The organism is Streptomyces sp. NPDC001606 (genome assembly GCF_053596835.1).
Genome location: NZ_JBSFHC010000008.1, coordinates 245,589 through 261,883 on the forward strand (window position 1 = coordinate 245,589; position 16,295 = coordinate 261,883).

General features: G+C 70.4%; 15 protein-coding genes. 10 read left to right on the plus strand and 5 right to left on the minus strand.

Translation table 11 applies throughout. The annotated features are described in order from the left end of the window. Positions 1-39: 39 nt before the first annotated feature. Both ACWCV9_RS17780 and ACWCV9_RS17785 read left to right on the plus strand, forming a co-directional pair. A complete protein-coding gene (locus ACWCV9_RS17780; protein ID WP_450787642.1) occupies positions 40-1,713 on the plus strand; it encodes an AMP-binding protein in 1,674 nt (557 codons plus the stop codon). Further along, positions 1,710-3,302, plus strand: a complete 1,593-nt coding sequence (locus ACWCV9_RS17785) for an AMP-binding protein (RefSeq protein WP_450787643.1) — start codon at positions 1,710-1,712, stop codon at positions 3,300-3,302. Before ACWCV9_RS17780 ends, ACWCV9_RS17785 begins: the two co-directional genes overlap by 4 nt. Positions 3,303-3,335: 33 nt before the next feature. On the opposite strand, the gene ACWCV9_RS17790 is transcribed toward ACWCV9_RS17785, so the two are convergent. Beyond that, positions 3,336-4,058 (minus strand): hypothetical protein, encoded by a 723-nt coding sequence (locus ACWCV9_RS17790; protein ID WP_450787644.1) that lies wholly within the window; start codon positions 4,056-4,058, stop codon positions 3,336-3,338. 268 nt (positions 4,059-4,326) lie between these two features. Here ACWCV9_RS17790 and gcl point away from each other — a divergent pair, with 268 nt between their 5' ends. Further along, the gene (gene gcl, locus ACWCV9_RS17795; protein WP_450787646.1) at positions 4,327-6,114 is read left to right on the plus strand and encodes a glyoxylate carboligase; all 1,788 of its coding nucleotides are present in this window, start codon (positions 4,327-4,329) and stop codon (positions 6,112-6,114) included. Positions 6,115-6,197: 83 nt separating this feature from the next. On the opposite strand, the gene ACWCV9_RS17800 is transcribed toward gcl, so the two are convergent. From ACWCV9_RS17800 to ACWCV9_RS17815, 4 genes are all read right to left on the minus strand, one after another. Continuing rightward, positions 6,198-6,431, minus strand: coding sequence for a hypothetical protein (locus ACWCV9_RS17800; RefSeq protein ID WP_450787647.1), 234 nt, complete (start codon positions 6,429-6,431; stop codon positions 6,198-6,200). A gap of 479 nt (positions 6,432-6,910) precedes the next feature. Next, complete coding sequence (locus ACWCV9_RS17805; RefSeq protein ID WP_450787649.1) at positions 6,911-8,374, minus strand: catalase; 1,464 nt, start codon at positions 8,372-8,374, stop codon at positions 6,911-6,913. A 173-nt stretch (positions 8,375-8,547) separates the two neighbouring features. Continuing rightward, complete coding sequence (locus ACWCV9_RS17810) at positions 8,548-9,468, minus strand: 2-hydroxy-3-oxopropionate reductase (protein WP_450787651.1); 921 nt, start codon at positions 9,466-9,468, stop codon at positions 8,548-8,550. A 42-nt stretch (positions 9,469-9,510) separates the two neighbouring features. Continuing rightward, positions 9,511-10,350 carry a TIM barrel protein gene (locus tag ACWCV9_RS17815; protein ID WP_450787653.1) on the minus strand — a complete coding sequence of 280 codons (840 nt, stop codon included), beginning with the start codon at positions 10,348-10,350 and terminating at the stop codon, positions 9,511-9,513. Between the two features lie 160 nt (positions 10,351-10,510). Here ACWCV9_RS17815 and ACWCV9_RS17820 point away from each other — a divergent pair, with 160 nt between their 5' ends. The 7 genes from ACWCV9_RS17820 to ACWCV9_RS17850 all read left to right on the plus strand — a co-directional run bounded on the left by ACWCV9_RS17820 (position 10,511) and on the right by ACWCV9_RS17850 (position 16,107). Further along, positions 10,511-10,774 (plus strand): hypothetical protein, encoded by a 264-nt coding sequence (locus ACWCV9_RS17820; protein WP_385840797.1) that lies wholly within the window; start codon positions 10,511-10,513, stop codon positions 10,772-10,774. Next, positions 10,771-11,133, plus strand: coding sequence for a helix-turn-helix domain-containing protein (locus ACWCV9_RS17825; RefSeq protein WP_450787655.1), 363 nt, complete (start codon positions 10,771-10,773; stop codon positions 11,131-11,133). The genes ACWCV9_RS17820 and ACWCV9_RS17825 overlap by 4 nt, the downstream gene beginning before the upstream one ends. A 182-nt stretch (positions 11,134-11,315) precedes the next feature. Continuing rightward, on the plus strand, positions 11,316-11,828 hold the full coding sequence (gene uraD, locus ACWCV9_RS17830; RefSeq protein WP_450787656.1) for a 2-oxo-4-hydroxy-4-carboxy-5-ureidoimidazoline decarboxylase: 513 nt from the start codon (positions 11,316-11,318) through the stop codon (positions 11,826-11,828). Positions 11,829-11,832: 4 nt separating this feature from the next. Next, on the plus strand, positions 11,833-12,240 hold the full coding sequence (gene uraH / locus ACWCV9_RS17835; protein ID WP_450787658.1) for a hydroxyisourate hydrolase: 408 nt from the start codon (positions 11,833-11,835) through the stop codon (positions 12,238-12,240). Between the two features lie 4 nt (positions 12,241-12,244). After that, the gene (pucL, locus tag ACWCV9_RS17840) at positions 12,245-13,168 is read left to right on the plus strand and encodes a factor-independent urate hydroxylase (protein ID WP_450787660.1); all 924 of its coding nucleotides are present in this window, start codon (positions 12,245-12,247) and stop codon (positions 13,166-13,168) included. A gap of 65 nt (positions 13,169-13,233) precedes the next feature. Beyond that, a complete protein-coding gene (locus ACWCV9_RS17845) occupies positions 13,234-14,646 on the plus strand; it encodes a nucleobase:cation symporter-2 family protein (protein ID WP_450787662.1) in 1,413 nt (470 codons plus the stop codon). A gap of 75 nt (positions 14,647-14,721) precedes the next feature. After that, the gene (locus ACWCV9_RS17850) at positions 14,722-16,107 is read left to right on the plus strand and encodes an 8-oxoguanine deaminase (protein ID WP_385840803.1); all 1,386 of its coding nucleotides are present in this window, start codon (positions 14,722-14,724) and stop codon (positions 16,105-16,107) included. Positions 16,108-16,295: the final 188 nt, after the last annotated feature.

A 16,295-nucleotide genomic window follows, 5' to 3' on the forward strand; every position in this document is an offset into this window, starting at 1 on the left:
CCGCCCGGCAATGGTCCGGAAGAGCAAGGAGAATCACGCATGAGCACGGCGACCGAGTCGTTCCGCACCGCCAGGGACTTTCTCCTGACGCACAGAGAGGACTACGCCACCGCCTACCAGGGCTTCACCTGGCCCCGGCTCGGGCACTTCAACTGGGCGCTGGACTGGTTCGACGCGATCGCCGCCGGCAACGACCGGACCGCCCTGCACCTCGTCGAGGAGGACGGCACCGAGACCCGGCTCTCCTTCGCCGAGCTGTCCGAGCGCTCCAACCGGGTCGCCCGGTGGCTGCGCGAGCAGGGCGTCGCCGCCGAGGACCGCATCCTGGTCATGCTCGGCAACCAGGCCGAGCTGTGGGAGACCGCGCTGGCCGCGATGAAGCTGCGCGCCGTGGTCATCCCGGCCACCCCGCTGCTCGGCCCGGCCGACCTGCGCGACCGGGTGGACCGGGGCCGGGTGAAGCATGTGATCGTACGGACGGAGGACACCGCCAAGTTCGCCGAGGTGCCCGGCGGTTACACCCGGATCGCGGTCGGCGGCTCCCCCGAGTACGGCTGGCAGCCGTACGAGGACGCCTACACCGCCCCGGCCGACTTCGTCCCCGACGGCCCCACCCTGGCCGACGACCCGCTGATGCTCTACTTCACCTCCGGTACGACCGCCCGCCCCAAGCTGGTCGAGCACACCCACACCTCGTACCCGGTCGGGCACCTGTCCACCATGTACTGGATCGGCCTGAAACCGGGCGACGTGCACCTGAACATCTCCTCGCCCGGCTGGGCCAAGCACGCCTGGTCCAACCTGTTCGCGCCGTGGAACGCCGAGGCGACCGTCTTCGTCTTCAACTACACACGGTTCGACGCGACCCGTCTGATGGCCGAGATGGACCGGGCCGGTGTCACCACCTTCTGTGCCCCGCCGACCGTCTGGCGGATGCTCATCCAGGCCGACCTCGGCCAGCTGCGCACCCCGCCCCGCGAGGCGGTGGCGGCCGGCGAACCGCTCAACCCCGAGGTGATCGAGCAGGTCCGGCGCGGCTGGGGGGTGACGATCCGGGACGGCTTCGGGCAGACCGAGACCGCCGTGCAGGTCTCCAACAGCCCCGGCCAGGTGCTGAAGACCGGCTCCATGGGCCGCCCGAGCCCCGGCTTCCGCGTCGAACTCCTCGACCCGGTCTCCGGCGCCCCCGGCGCCACCGAGGGCGAACTGGCCCTCGACCTCTCCGAGCGCCCGGTCGGCCTGATGGCCGGCTACCACGGCGACCCGGACCGTACGGCGGAGGCGATGGCGGGCGGCTACTACCGCACCGGCGACATCGCCTCCCGCGACGAGGACGGCTATCTGACCTACGTCGGCCGCGCGGACGACGTCTTCAAGGCCTCCGACTACAAGATCAGCCCCTTCGAGCTGGAGAGCGCCCTGCTGGAGCACCCGGCGGTGGCCGAGGCGGCCGTCGTGCCCGCGCCGGACGAGCTGCGCCTCGCCGTGCCGAAGGCGTACGTCGTGCTCGCGGAGGGCTGGCAGCCCGGCGCCGACACCGCCAAGGTCCTCTTCGAGCACTCCCGCGAGGTGCTCGCCCCCTACAAGCGCATCCGCCGGCTGGAGTTCGGCGCGCTGCCCAAGACCGTCTCCGGCAAGATCCGCCGCATCGAGCTGCGCGAGGCCACCGCCGCGGGCTCGGCGGACGAGTACCGCGAGGAGGACTTCCGGTGACCACTCAGCTGTCGTACACGCACGGCACCGGCAGCACCGCCCTGCTGGGAGACACCATCGGCGCCAACCTCGACCGGGCCGTGGAGAGATGGCCGGACCGCGAGGCACTGGTCGAGGTGGCCACGGGACGGCGCTGGACCTATGCGCGGTTCGGCGCCGACGTCGACGAGCTGGCGCGGGCGCTGCTCGCCTCCGGCGTCGCCAAGGGCGACCGGGTGGGCATCTGGGCGGTCAACTGCGCCGAGTGGGTCCTGGTCCAGTACGCCACCGCCCGCATCGGCGCGATCATGGTGAACATCAACCCGGCCTACCGCACCCACGAGGTCGAGTACGTCCTGAACCAGGCCGGGATCTCCCTGCTGTTCGCCTCGCTCAGCCACAAGACCAGCGACTACCGGGCGATGGTCGACGAGGTCCGGGGCCGCTGCCCGCAGCTGCGCGAGGTCGTCCACATCGGTGACCGGAGCTGGCCGGCGCTGCTCGCGCGGGCCACGCAGGAGGCCCGCTACCCGGAGCTGTCCTGCGACGACCCCATCAACATCCAGTACACCTCGGGCACCACCGGCTTCCCCAAGGGTGCCACCCTCTCCCACCACAACATCCTCAACAACGGCTACTTCGTGGGGGAGTTGATCGCCTACACCGAGCAGGACCGGGTCTGTCTCCCGGTCCCCTTCTACCACTGCTTCGGCATGGTGATGGGAAACCTCGCGGCCACCTCGCACGGCGCCTGCATCGTCGTCCCGGCCCCCTCCTTCGACCCGAAGGCCACCCTGGAGGCGGTGCAGCGGGAGCGCTGTACGTCCCTGTACGGCGTCCCCACCATGTTCATCGCCGAACTGAACCTCCCCGACTTCGCGTCGTACGACCTCTCCTCGCTGCGCACCGGGATCATGGCGGGCTCGCCCTGCCCGGTGGAGGTGATGAAGCGGGTGGTCGCCGAGATGCACATGGAGCAGGTCTCCATCTGCTACGGCATGACCGAGACCTCGCCGGTGTCGTTGCAGACCCGGATCGAGGACGACCTGGAGCACCGCACCGCCACCGTCGGCCGGGTGCTGCCGCACCTGGAGGTCAAGATCGTCGACCCGGCGACCGGGGTGACCCAGCCCCGCGGCACCGCGGGCGAGCTGTGCACCCGCGGCTACAGCGTGATGCTCGGCTACTGGGACGAGCCGGGGAAGACCGCCGAGGCGATCGACGCGGGCCGCTGGATGCACACCGGGGACCTCGCGACGATGCGCGAGAACGGCTATGTGGAGATCGTCGGCCGGATCAAGGACATGATCATCCGGGGCGGCGAGAACATCTACCCGCGCGAGATCGAGGAGTTCCTCTACGCCCATCCGAAGATCAGGGACGTCCAGGTCGTCGGCGTACCGGACGAGAAGTACGGCGAGGAGGTGCTCGCCTGTGTCATCCCGCAGGACGCGGCCGACCCGCTCACCCTGGAGGAGCTGCACGCCTTCTGCCAGGGCCGGCTCGCCCACTACAAGATCCCCAGCCGGCTGCGGATCCTCGACTCCTTCCCGATGACGGTGTCCGGGAAGGTGCGCAAGGTGGAGCTGCGCGAGACCTACCGGGACTGAGCCCGGCGTGCGGGGACGAGGGACGGGTGCCGCTCAGCGGTGTCCGTCCCTCGTGCGCGTCTGCGGCTCCGGCGCGCCCTCGGTGTGCAGCGCCTCGGCCGGGTCGTTCACCGGCTGCGGCACACCCGCGAGGTCCAGGACGAACAGCGGTATCCCGAGGCCGCCCGCGCGCGCCCGCGCGGCGTCGGTGTAGCCGGCCAGGGAGAAGTACACACAGCCCGCGGACTCGGTCATCGCGGTCAGCCACAGGCACTCCACGTCCCGCGGCGCGGCGGGCCGTACGGTCGGGTCCACCTGGGCGAGCAGTCCGCGGGCGGCGAGCCCGATGCCGTGCGGCGGCCGCTGGTCGGCGCGACGGATGTCCCGGTAGCCGAGCCAGCGCAGATAGAGCGCGGCGGTGGTGACCGCGTCCCGGGCGGTGCGCACGGGCCGGGGCTGGAAGGGGAGCCGGGGCGCGGGGCGCTCCGGTTCCGGGGGCGGGGCGGGGGCGGCGGCCGCACCGGCGACCGGAATGCGCAGCACCGTGCCGCACGGGCAGCCCAGCTCCGGGTGCGGCCACTGGCCCGGGTGCCCGCAGGCCGCGCACGGCACGGTGAGCCACTCGTCCTCCCAGGCGCGGTGCTCGGCCACGGCCGGCTGCCCGGTGGGGTCCAGGCGCGGGGCGGTGGGGGCGCCGCAGACACACGGATAGGACGGCGCGGCGTAGAGGTGCTCGCGCCGGCAGACCGGGCAGCGCACCGGTACGCACTCGGGCATGGCCCACCCACTCCCCCGGCGGCACACAGGGACGCTCCCATCGTCCTCCTGCCGCACCCCTGTTGTCCGGCACTTCCCCTGTCCTGCGGGTCTCCCCGGCGGTGGAACGCCCTTGACGCCGTCCGCCCACGCCTCCTACATTGCTTCCAGATAGTAGAAATTACTTTCCGCATCGTGAAAATGAAGCGGAAGTGGTCGACTCTGGAGACTGTGCTCACCGCGGGGCGCGACGGGAGTACGCATCCGACAGCCGAAGCAGGAGTACTCGATGGCCCGTATGACCGCTGCCCGCGCGGCAGTTGAGATCCTCAAGCGCGAGGGCGTCACCGACGCCTTCGGTGTGCCGGGCGCGGCGATCAACCCGTTCTACAAGGCCCTCAAGGAGGGCGGCGGCATCCACCACACCCTCGCCCGCCATGTCGAGGGTGCCTCGCACATGGCCGAGGGCTACACCCGCACCACGCCGGGCAACATCGGCGTCTGCATCGGTACCTCCGGCCCGGCCGGCACCGACATGATCACCGGTCTGTACTCGGCCATCGGTGACTCCATCCCGATCCTGTGCATCACGGGCCAGGCGCCCACCAGCGTGATCCACAAGGAGGACTTCCAGGCCGTCGACATCGCGTCGATCGCCAAGCCGGTCACGAAGATGGCGGTCACCGTCCTGGAGGCCGCCCAGGTCCCCGGCGTCTTCCAGCAGGCCTTCCACCTGATGCGCTCCGGCCGTCCCGGCCCGGTCCTCATCGACCTGCCGATCGACGTCCAGCTCACCGAGATCGAGTTCGACCCGGAGACGTACGAGCCGCTGCCGGTCTACAAGCCGGCCGCGACCCGCGCCCAGATCGAGAAGGCGATCACCTTTCTTCTGGAGTCGGAGCGCCCGGTCATCGTGGCCGGCGGTGGCGTCATCGGCGCCGACGCGGCCGACCTCCTGGTCGAGTTCGCCGAGCTGACCCAGACCCCGGTCATCCCGACCCTGATGGGCTGGGGCGCGCTGCCCGACGACCACGAGCTGAACGCCGGCATGGTCGGTGTCCAGACCTCGCACCGCTACGGCAACGCCACCTTCCTGGAGTCGGACTGCGTCCTCGGCATCGGCAACCGCTGGGCCAACCGGCACACCGGCTACAAGCTCGACGTCTACCGCGGCGAGCGGAAGTTCGTGCACGTCGACATCGAGCCCACCCAGATCGGCAAGATCTTCCCGCCGGACTACGGGGTCGTCTCCGACGCCAAGGCCGCGCTGGAGCTGTTCATCGAGGTCGCGAAGGAACTGAAGGCCGCGGGCAGGCTCCCCGACCGCTCCGCGTGGGTGGCCTCCACCCAGGAGCGCAAGGCGACGCTGCTGCGCCGTACCCACTTCGACAACGTGCCGATGAAGCCGCAGCGCGTGTACGAGGAGATGAACAAGGCCTTCGGCCCGGACACCCGGTACGTCACCACCATCGGCCTCTCCCAGATCGCCGGCGCGCAGATGCTGCATGTCTACAAGCCGCGCCACTGGATCAACTGCGGCCAGGCCGGCCCGCTGGGCTGGACCATCCCGGCCGCGATCGGCGTCGCCAAGGCCGACCCGGAGGCCCCGGTGGTCGCCCTCTCCGGCGACTACGACTTCCAGTTCATGATCGAGGAGCTGGCGGTCGCCGCCCAGCACAGGATCCCGTACGTCCATGTGCTGGTGAACAACGCCTACCTGGGCCTGATCCGCCAGGCGCAGATCGGCCTGGACATCAACTTCCAGGTCAACCTGGAATTCGAGAACATCAACACTCCGGAGATCGGCGTCTACGGCGTGGACCACGTCAAGGTCGCCGAGGGCCTGGGCTGCAAGGCGATCCGGGTCACCGAGCCGGAGCAGCTGGGCGCGGCCTTCGAGCAGGCGAAGAAGCTGGCCGCCGAGTACCAGGTGCCGGTCGTCGTCGAGGCGATCCTGGAGCGCATCACCAACATCTCCATGAGCAGGACCATGGACATCAGTGACATCTCCGAGTTCGAGGACCTGGCCACCGAGCCCGGTCACGCCCCGACGTCGATCAAGCCGCTGAAGGTCTGACGCCACGCGGTACCACCGAGGAGGGGCGGCCCGTCGCACGACGGGCCGCCCCTCCTGCGTGTGCCGCCAAGGTTTACGCGTTCCTATACCTCGTGCTCCGACAGCCCCGGCCAGTCGTCGGGCCCGCCGCCCTGCCACTCGATGAGATCACTCTCCTCGACCTCGATCCGGTCCAGATCGGCCAGCCGCAGGATCTCCACGACATCGTCGAGATGCGAGGCGATCCCCAGCACCACGTCCCCCTCGGTGACCCGCCGCGACCCGTCGAGGGCGGGCGAGTGGACCACGATGTGCGGATACTGCGTCGGATTACCCATACCTTCAGCCTGCGGCGCCCCCCACCGATACGCATTCCGAGGACCGGCATCGAGGCGGCGGACCCCGGCCGGCCCACCAGCCCGCGGGCCCGCAGGGAACTGCTCGACAACGCAGAACGCTCCCTCGCCGGCGGGATCGCAGCGGCGTAGGGAGCGTTCGGGGTGGGTGCCGTCCGGCGGCGCGAGGCTGGGCGCGACAGGTCGTTCGCGCCGCCGGACGGGGTCTTGGGGGCCCGGGAGGGGCCTGGGTGGGACCGCGATGGCTGCGACGGAGCCGGGGATTCCCTTCCCTCTGGTCGAGAAGGGCACCCGGTTCCTTCACCACCGCACTGGCTCGCACGCCATCGCGGTCCTCGCCCTGCCCGCGCTCCGCGCCGTACGGCCACCCCTCATCCGGGCCGTCCGGCGCGCCGCGCGGGCCGCGTGCGGAGATCATGACCTCCCGTCAGATCCCGCACGCTGCCTGTGGGGCGCTGGTCTCAGTCCTCGCGCAGGGCGCGGACCGCCTCCTCCACGCGCTTGCCGTACTCGGGGTCGGCGGCGTGGAAGTGGGCCAGGTTCTTCTCGATCACGTCGTCGCGGGAGACCTGCGACAGGCCGCCGGCGATGTTGGCGATCAGGCGGGACTTCTCCTCCGCCGACATCAGGCGGTACAGCTCACCCGCCTGGTAGAAGTCGTCGTCCTTGGTGTGCAGGGGCGCGGAGTGGGTGCCCGTGTGGCCCGAGACCGCCAGCGGGGCGGACAGCGGGCGGCCGGTCTCCACCGGGCCGTCGTACGAGTTCGGCTCGTAGTTCTTGGCGTGGCGGCCCTGCGGGTTCAGCGCCATGTAGCCGTCGCGGCCGTAGTTGCTGGCACCGCCCGGCACCGCCTTCGGGGAGTTGACCGGCAGCAGGGTGTGGTTGACACCGAGGCGGTAGCGGTGGGCGTCCGCGTAGGCGAACAGGCGGCCCTGGAGCATCTTGTCGGGCGAGGGGCCGATGCCCGGCACGAAGTTGTTCGGGGAGAACGCGGCCTGCTCGACCTCGGCGAAGACGTTGTCCGGGTTGCGGTCGAGGACGAGACGGCCCACGCGCTGGAGCGGGTAGTCCTTGTGCGGCCACACCTTGGTCAGGTCGAACGGGTTGAAGCGGTAGTCCGCCGCCTCGTCCGCCGGCATGATCTGGACGTACAGGGTCCAGGACGGGTGCACCCCGCGCTCGATGGCCTGGAGCAGGTCCGTCTGGTGCGAGTTGGGGTCCGTGCCCGCCAGCTCGGCGGCCTGCTCGCTGCTCAGGCTGCGGATGCCCTGGTTGGTCTTGAAGTGGTACTTGACGAAGAAGGCCTCGCCCTGCGCGTTCGCCCACTGGTAGGTGTGCGAGCCGTAGCCGTTCATGTGCCGGTACGACGCCGGGATGCCGCGGTCGCCCATCAGCCAGGTGATCTGGTGCGTGGCCTCGGGGGCGTGCGCCCAGAAGTCCCAGACGTTGTCCGGCTCCTGGCGGCCGGTGAACGGGTCGCGCTTCTGCGAGTGGATGAAGTCGGGGAACTTGATCGGGTCCTTGATGAAGAACACCGGGGTGTTGTTGCCGACGAGGTCGTAGTTGCCCTCCTCGGTGTAGAACTTCACCGCGAAGCCGCGCGGGTCACGGACGGCGTCGGCACCGCCGAGCGAGTCGGCGACCGTCGAGAAGCGCACGAACACCTCGGTGCGCTTGCCGATCTCGCTCAGGAAGTCGGCGTGGGTGAACCCGGTGACGTCGTCGGTCACCTCGAAGTGGCCGTACGCGCCGGAGCCACGGGCGTGCACCACGCGCTCCGGGATGCGCTCGCGGTTGAAGCGCGCGAGCTTCTCCAGGAGCTGCTGGTCCTGGATCAGGAGCGGGCCGCCTACGCCGGCGGAGGCGGAGTTCTGGTTGTCGGCGACCGGTGCGCCGGACTCTGTCGTGAGCACGCGCTTCGACATCGTGGACCTTCCGTGCGGGTGGCAGCGGAAACATTCTTCCGCTTTGTGGAGCCTAGAAGTGGGGCGATCTGAGCGTCAACAGTTTGTTGAATGTGATTCCGGGCCGCGGCGCCGCCTGGGCGCGACAGGACAGGTGTCAGCAGCGCCGCGACCCGGAAGTCTGGTGGGGCGGATCAGACCTGCGCGCCGGACAGGCGCTCCACGGCCCGCAGCAGGGCCGAGTGGTCCAGCCCGCCGTCGCCCTGGGCGCGCAGCGAGGCGACCAGCTGGGCGACCACGGAGCCGACCGGCAGGGTCGCGCCGACGGTGCGGGCGGCGTCGGTGACGATGCCCATGTCCTTGTGGTGCAGGTCGATGCGGAAGCCCGGCTTGAAGTCGCGGTTGAGGAAGTTGTCCTTCTTCCGCGTCAGCACGGTCGAGCCGGCCAGACCGCCGTTGAGGACGTCGAGGGCGGCCTTCAGGTCCACGCCCGACTTCTCCAGGAAGACCACGGCCTCGGCGCACGCCTGGATGTTCACGGCGACGATCAGCTGGTTGGCGGCCTTCACGGTCTGGCCGGAGCCGTGCGGGCCGCACAGCACGATGGTCTTGCCCAGCGCCTCGAAGATCGGCTTGGCCTCCTCGAAGTCGGCCTGCTCACCACCGACCATGATCGACAGCACGGCTTCGATGGCGCCGGCCTCACCGCCGGAGACGGGCGCGTCCAGGACGCGGATGCCCTTGTCCTTGGCGGCCTTCGCCAGGTCGATGGAGGTCTGCGGGGTGATCGAGGACATGTCGATCAGCAGGGCGCCCTGCTTCGCGTTCTCCAGGATGCCCTCGGGGCCGTAGGAGATGGCCTCGACCTGCGGGGACGCGGGCACCATGGTGATCACCACGTCGGCGTCGCGCACGGCCTCGGCGATGGAGGAGGCGGCGGTGCCGCCGGCGGCGGCCAGCCGGTCCAGCTTGTCCTGCTCCAGGGTGAAGCCGGTGACCTGGTAACCCGCCTTGATCAGGTTCTCGGACATGGGGGAGCCCATGATGCCGAGGCCGATCCACGCGATCGCCGGGCGGGTCGGGCGGGAAGAATTCGTAAGGTTGTTGTTGCTCATGATGGGGGTGCCTCTCTCAACTGCTGTGCAAAGTCAGGGGGTTCAGCGCGCGGCGCGCGCCTCGCGGGGGAGCCACTCGAAGGCCTCGGCGCTCGGGCGGTCGCCCGGCTTGTACTCCAGGCCCACCCAGCCGTCGTAACCGGCCTTGCTCAGCTGGTCGAGCAGCTCCTCCAGCGGAAGCGAACCCGTCCCGGGGGCGCCACGGCCGGGGTTGTCGGCGATCTGGACGTGCCCGGTCTTCGCCGCGTACTGCTCGATGACCGAGGGGAGGTCCTCGCCGTTCATGGACAGGTGGTACAGGTCCATCAGGAACTTCGCGTTCCCGAGGCCGGTCGCCGCGTTGACCTTGTCCACGACCTCGATCGCGGCCGGCGCCGACACCAGCGGGCAGAGCGGCGACTCGGGCTGGTTCAGCGCCTCGATCAGCACGATCGCGCCGATCCGGTCGGCGGCCCGGGCCGCGAGGACGAGGTTCTCCAGGGCGAGCGCGTCCTGCTCGGCCGGGTCCACGCCCTCCACGCGGTTGCCGTAGAGGGCGTTGAGGGCCGTGCAGCCGAGGGATTGGGCGAAGTCCGCCGCCACGTCGATGTTGGCGCGGAACCTCTCCGACTCCTCGCCCGGGATCGACAGGGCGCCGCGGTCGGGGCCCGGCAGCTGTCCGGCGTAGAAGTTGAGCCCCGTGAGCCGGACGCCCGCGTCCTCGATCGCCTTCTTCAGGGCGTCGAGCTCGGACTGCTCGGGGGTGGGGGAGTCGACCCAGGGCCACCACAGCTCGACCGCGGTGAAGCCCGCCGCGGCGGCGGCCGCGGGACGCTCCAGGAGCGGGAGTTCCGTGAAGAGGATCGACAGGTTGACGTTGAAGCGCTGGTCTGCGAATCCCATCGGGGGCCGCGCTCCCTTCCGTGGTCGTGTTTCCGCATTACGGAAGTTCGTTTCTGCTTAATGGAAGATTGCCGTCGGGTGTCGTGGCTTGTCAAGGGGCCCCCATCGCCGGTCCTCGCCGGGCGGCCCGAAAACCCCTGCCGCGCGTTAGGTTGTGCGCGTGCGATTGAGAGTGGAGTTCACGACCGAACCCTTCGACCTGGACGAGGCCCCCGCGCACGCCCTGGCGGCGCGCGAGGTCATCGAGACGGCCGGGCTGGACGCCGTCGACGTCGGCCCGTTCGGCAACACGGCCGAGGGCGGCGCCGACCGCGTCCTGACGGCCGTGGACGCGTTGTTGCGCAAGAGCCTGGAGGCCGGCGCCACCCGGATCTCGCTCCAGGTCAACGTGGTGGGCGGCGACGCCGGGGAGGGCGATAGATGAGCGCGGACGAGCCCTTCATCGCGGCCGTGAAACCGCTGGTCGACGCGATGGGCGGAGAGATGCTCCCGCCCGACGAGGCCGGCCCCGAGGATGTCGTCCTCGGCTGGGAAGGCGTCGACGTCGTCGCCGTACGCCTGCCCCAGCTCGCCGACTCCCTCGACCACATCCTCGCCGCCATGGAGCGCAGGCGGGGCCGGCCGCTGGCCGACCTGGACCGCAAGGCCAAGCAGGAGATCGTCCGTACGCTGGAGGCCCGGGGTGCCTTCGCGGTACGGCACGGCGTCGAGACCGTGGCGAGCGCGCTCGGGGTGAGCCGCTTCACGGTCTACAACTACCTCAACCGGGAGAAGGGCGCGTAGCCACTTTGCCGGGGCGAGCCCGTGCTTCCCCGGGTCCCTCGGGGGCGTTCTCGCCCCCGGTGACGCACGGGCCCGGTTGTTACGCGGAATTTTCAACAAAGTGTTGACGTGGCGTTTCCGGGGGCGTTAGCTATCGGCAGCCCGCTGAAGCACGACGGCCGTTTCCGGCCACGGAGGCTCCCGTGACGACGACTTCCACGCCCCCGGGCCTGGCCCGGTTCAACGACCTGGAGGAGCCGGCGGCGCACGCCGCCCTCCACGAGGCGTGCGCCTCCACCGCGTGGATCCGGCGACTGCTCGCCGGCCGCCCCTACGCCACCACCGACGCCCTCTACGCCGCCAGCGACGCCGCCATGGCCGAGCTGACCGCGGCCGACCTGGCGGAGGCGATGGCGGGGCACCCGCCCATCGGCCGCCCCAAGCCCGGCGACCCGACCTCCGCCCGCGAACAGAGCGGCATGGCCGGCGCCGGTGAGGAGCTGAAGGCCGAGATGCTCGAGCTGAACCTGGCCTACCAGGAGAAGTTCGGCCACGTCTTCCTCATCTGCGCCACCGGCCGGACCGGCGAGCAGATGCGGGACGCGGTCAGGGAGCGGATCGGCAACGCGCCGGAGCAGGAGCGGGAGATCGTCCGCACCGAGCTGGGCAAGATCAACCGCATCCGCCTGGCCCGACTCGTCGAAGAGGACGCCTGACACCATGAGCACCAGCACCACCGCCTCCGTGTCCACCCACATCCTGGACACCTCCGTGGGCCGCCCCGCCGAGGGCGTCGCCGTCCGGCTCTCCGCCCGCTCGGGCCCCGCGGCGGACTGGCAGGCGCTCGGCGGCTCCGCGACCGACGCCGACGGCCGGTGCAAGGACCTGCCGGCGCTGCCGGAAGGGACCACACACGTACGGCTCGACTTCGCCGTCGAGTCGTATTTCGAAGAGAGATCTGCGAAGAAGCAAGCCGATGCGCAGCAGGACGCCCCCGCGACTCGGGACAGCGGACCGGCTGTGTTCTTCCCGGAGGTGGCGATCACGTTCGCCGTCGTACCGGGCGAGCACTACCACGTACCGCTGCTGCTCAACCCGTTCGGCTACTCCGTTTACCGAGGGAGCTAGCTAAATGCCCACCATTCTGGGACAGAACCAGTACGGCAAGGCCGAGAACCGAGTCGTAAAGATCACGCGGGACGGCGCCACCCACCACATCAAGGACCTCAACGTCTCGGTCGCCCTGAGCGGCGACATGGACGACGTCCACTACTCCGGCTCCAACGCCCACGTCCTGCCCACCGACACCACCAAGAACACGGTGTTCGCCAAGGCCAAGGAACACGGCATCGAGTCCGCCGAGCAGTTCGGCATCCACCTGGCCCGCCACTTCGTCACCTCGCAGGAGGTGATCCACCGCGCGCGCATCCGCATCGAGGAGTACGCCTGGGAGCGGATCGAGACCTCGGACGCCAACTCCCGGTTCATCGGCGCGGACGAGGTCAAGCACTCCTTCGTGCGCAAGGGCCAGGAGACCCGCGTCACCCAGATCACCTACGACGGTGAGAAGTTCGAGGTCATCTCCGGTCTGAAGGACCTGACGGTGATGAACTCGACCAACTCCGAGTTCTGGGGCTACATCAAGGACAAGTACACGACGCTCCAGGAGGCCTACGACCGCATCCTGGCCACGTCGGTCTCGGCCCGGTGGCGGTTCAACTGGACCGACGACGAGCAGAAGATGCCCAACTGGGAGAAGTCCTACGAGCAGGTCAAGAAGCACATGCTGCACGCCTTCGCCGAGACCTACTCCCTCTCCCTCCAGCAGACGCTGTACCAGATGGGCTCGCGCATCATCAACAACCGCGGCGAGATCGACGAGGTCCGCTTCTCGCTGCCGAACAAGCACCACTTCCTCGTCGACCTCGAGCCCTTCGGTCTCAAGAACGACAACGAGGTCTACTTCGCCGCCGACCGCCCCTACGGCCTCATCGAGGCCACGGTCCTGCGGGACGGCGTCGAGCCCCGTATCCCGGTCGACATGACCAACCTCTGACGCGGGACGCGCGCCCCCGGCCCCGCCCACCCGGGCCGGGGGCGCGCCACACCGGAGGGAACGAAATGGCACAGCCTGCGCAGGGGGCCGACACAGCCCCGTGTTCCACCCCGCCGGTGCACACCGAGGACGCCGTCACGTCCGTGCACCCGGTGGACGAGAAGCTCCACCTCTCGCGGCTCGTCCCCGCCGCGCTCCAGCACATCGCCGCCATGTACGCAGGCGTTGTCACTCCTCCGCTCATCATCGGCCAGGCCTGCGGACTCGACCTCGCGGCCCGCACCCGGCTGATCGCCGCGAGCCTGCTCATCGCGGGCGTCGCGACCCTCCTCCAGACCCTCGGCGTCAAGGGCCTCGTCGGCAACCGGCTGCCCTTCGTCAACGCCGCCTCCTCGGCCGGTATCGCGCCGATCCTCGCGATCGCCGAGACCAACTCCCCGGGCCACCAGCTCCCCGCCATCTACGGCGCGGTCATGGTCGCCGGTGTCTTCTGCCTCGCCGTCGGCCCCTTCTTCGGCCGGCTGCTCCGCTTCTTCCCGCCCCTGGTCACCGGCGTGGTCATCACCCTGATCGGGGTCACCCTGATGCCGGTCCCGGTGAGCTGGGCGCAGGGCGGCGACAAGAACGCCCCCGACTTCGGCTCCATGCGGCACCTCGCGCTCGCCGGATTCACCCTCGCGGTGATCCTGCTGATCCAGCGCTTCGGCCGCGGCTTCGTCAAGCAGGTCGCCCTGCTGTGCGGACTGCTCGTCGGCACCCTGGCCGCCATCCCGTTCGGCATGGCCGACTTCGGGGCCCTGGAGTCCGCCCCCGTCGCCGCGCTGCCCGCGCCCTTCGCCTTCGGCACCCCCGAGTTCCAGCCCGCGGCGATCCTGTCGCTGTGCATCGTGATGCTGGTGCTGATGACCGAGTCCAGCGCCGGGATGCTCGCCCTCGGCGAGATCTGCGAGCGCCGCACCGACGCCCGGACCATCACCCGCGGCCTGCGCACCGACGGCATCGCCACCCTGCTCGGCCCCGTCTTCGGCGGCTTCCCCACCTCCGCCTTCGCCCAGAACGTCGGCGTCGTCTCGCTCACCCGGGTGCGCAGCCGCTATGTCGTCGCCGTCGCCGGCGGCACCCTGCTGGTCCTCGGCGCCTTCCCGGTGCTCGGCGCGGTCGTCTCCCTGGTTCCCCTGCCGGTCCTCGGCGGCGCGGGCATCGTCCTGTTCGGCTCGATCGCCGTCAGCGGTATCCGTACGCTGTCCGAGGCGGGCCTGGACGACAGCTCCAACATCATCCTGGTCGCGGTCGCACTCGGCGCCGGCATCATCCCGCTGGCCGCACCGACCTTCTACGCCGGCTTCCCGGCCTGGGCGCAGACCGTGCTCGGCTCCGGCATCAGCGCCGGCGCGCTCGTCGCGGTCCTGCTCAATCTGTTCTTCCATCATCTCGGCACCCGGAGCCGCCACCCGGCTGCGGCACTCAAATCCTCCTAGGGTCCTGCCGTGCCCTTCCCGTGGACCCTTCGTCCTCCTGTCCACGGGTCCGCCACTGAAAGACAAGGAAGCACGATGGCACCATCGGCAGCCCAGCGCATCGTCATCGAGAACTGCGCAATCGCGACCGTGGACGCGGGCGACACGGAGTACGCCTCCGGGTACCTGGTCCTGGCCGGCAACCGGATCGAGTCGCTCGGCGCTGGCCAGGCCCCCCAGGGCCTGGAGAACGTGGTGCGCCGGATCGACGCGAGCGGCCATCTGGCCACGCCCGGTCTGGTCAACACCCACCACCACTTCTACCAGTGGATCACCCGCGGCCTGGCCACCGACCACAACCTGTTCAACTGGCTCGTCGCGCTCTACCCCACCTGGGCGCGCATCGACGAGCAGATGACGTACGCGGCCGCGCAGGGGTCCCTCGCGATGATGGCCCGCGGCGGTGTCACCACCGCCATGGACCACCACTACGTGTTCCCGCACGGCTCCGGCGACCTGTCCGGCTCGATCATCCGCGCCGCCGCCGAGATGGGCGTCCGCTTCACCCTGGCCCGCGGCTCGATGGACCGCAGCGAGAAGGACGGCGGCCTGCCGCCGGACTTCGCCGTCGAGACCCTCGAGGGCGCGCTCGCCGCGACCGAGGAGACCGTGCGCAAGCACCACGACGCTTCCTTCGACGCCATGACCCAGGTGGCCGTGGCGCCCTGCTCGCCCTTCTCCGTCTCCACCGAACTCCTGCGCCAGGGCGCCGAGCTGGCCCGCAGCCTCGGCGTACGGCTGCACACCCACGGCTCGGAGACCGTGGAGGAGGAGAAGTTCTGCCACGAGCTGTTCGGCATGGGCCCGACCGACTACTTCGAGTCCACCGGCTGGCTCGGTGAGGACGTGTGGATGGCGCACTGCGTCCACATGAACGACTCCGACATCGCCGCCTTCGCCCGCACGAAGACCGGCGTCGCCCACTGCCCGTCCTCCAACGCCCGCCTCGCCGCCGGTATCGCCCGCGTCCCCGACATGCTCAGGGCCGGCGTCCCGGTCGGCCTCGGCGTGGACGGCACCGCCTCCAACGAGTCCGGCGAACTCCACACCGAGCTGCGCAACGCCCTGCTGATCAACCGCCTCGGCGCGCACCGCGAGGCCGCCCTCAACGCCCGTCAGGCGCTGCGGCTCGGCACCCACGGCGGCGCCCAGGTGCTCGGCCGCGCGGACCAGATCGGCTCGCTGGAGCCGGGCAAGCTGGCCGACGTGGTGCTGTGGAAGATGGACACGCTCGCCCACTCCTCCATCGCCGACCCGGTGACCGCGCTGGTCTTCGGCGCGGCGGCCCCGGTCACCGCGTCCTTCGTCAATGGCCGGCAGATCGTGGACAACGGCCGCCTGGTCGCCGTCGACGAGGAGGCCATCGCCCGCTCCACCCGCGAGGAGGCCCAGCGCCTCGCCCGCATCGCCGCCCAGGCCTGATCCGGCGCGGCACTCCCCAGAACTCCGGCCGAGAGGGACGGCTCCCGGCCGGAGCCGTGGATCCGAGCGGGATCCATGGCAGCCGTCTCCGGGGCGCGTGTGGACGCACGCGCCCCGGAACGGTCACCGCTCACTCCCCGCTCACCCCCCTCACGCTCCGTCACGGTCCGCACACCGCACCGCACCAC

Excerpts from the sequence above, each read along its gene's own strand:
- ACWCV9_RS17810 (WP_450787651.1), bottom strand. The coding sequence starts at position 9,468 with ATGAGCAACAACAACCTTACGAATTCTTCCCGCCCGACCCGCCCGGCG.
- ACWCV9_RS17815 (WP_450787653.1), bottom strand. The coding sequence starts at position 10,350 with ATGGGATTCGCAGACCAGCGCTTCAACGTCAACCTGTCGATCCTCTTC.
- uraH (WP_450787658.1), top strand. The coding sequence starts at position 11,833 with ATGAGCACCAGCACCACCGCCTCCGTGTCCACCCACATCCTGGACACC.
- ACWCV9_RS17850 (WP_385840803.1), top strand. The coding sequence starts at position 14,722 with ATGGCACCATCGGCAGCCCAGCGCATCGTCATCGAGAACTGCGCAATC.
- ACWCV9_RS17780 (WP_450787642.1), top strand. The coding sequence starts at position 40 with ATGAGCACGGCGACCGAGTCGTTCCGCACCGCCAGGGACTTTCTCCTG.
- ACWCV9_RS17790 (WP_450787644.1), bottom strand. The coding sequence starts at position 4,058 with ATGCCCGAGTGCGTACCGGTGCGCTGCCCGGTCTGCCGGCGCGAGCAC.
- ACWCV9_RS17825 (WP_450787655.1), top strand. The coding sequence starts at position 10,771 with ATGAGCGCGGACGAGCCCTTCATCGCGGCCGTGAAACCGCTGGTCGAC.
- gcl (WP_450787646.1), top strand. The coding sequence starts at position 4,327 with ATGGCCCGTATGACCGCTGCCCGCGCGGCAGTTGAGATCCTCAAGCGC.
- ACWCV9_RS17800 (WP_450787647.1), bottom strand. The coding sequence starts at position 6,431 with ATGGGTAATCCGACGCAGTATCCGCACATCGTGGTCCACTCGCCCGCC.
- ACWCV9_RS17845 (WP_450787662.1), top strand. The coding sequence starts at position 13,234 with ATGGCACAGCCTGCGCAGGGGGCCGACACAGCCCCGTGTTCCACCCCG.
- pucL (WP_450787660.1), top strand. The coding sequence starts at position 12,245 with ATGCCCACCATTCTGGGACAGAACCAGTACGGCAAGGCCGAGAACCGA.
- ACWCV9_RS17805 (WP_450787649.1), bottom strand. The coding sequence starts at position 8,374 with ATGTCGAAGCGCGTGCTCACGACAGAGTCCGGCGCACCGGTCGCCGAC.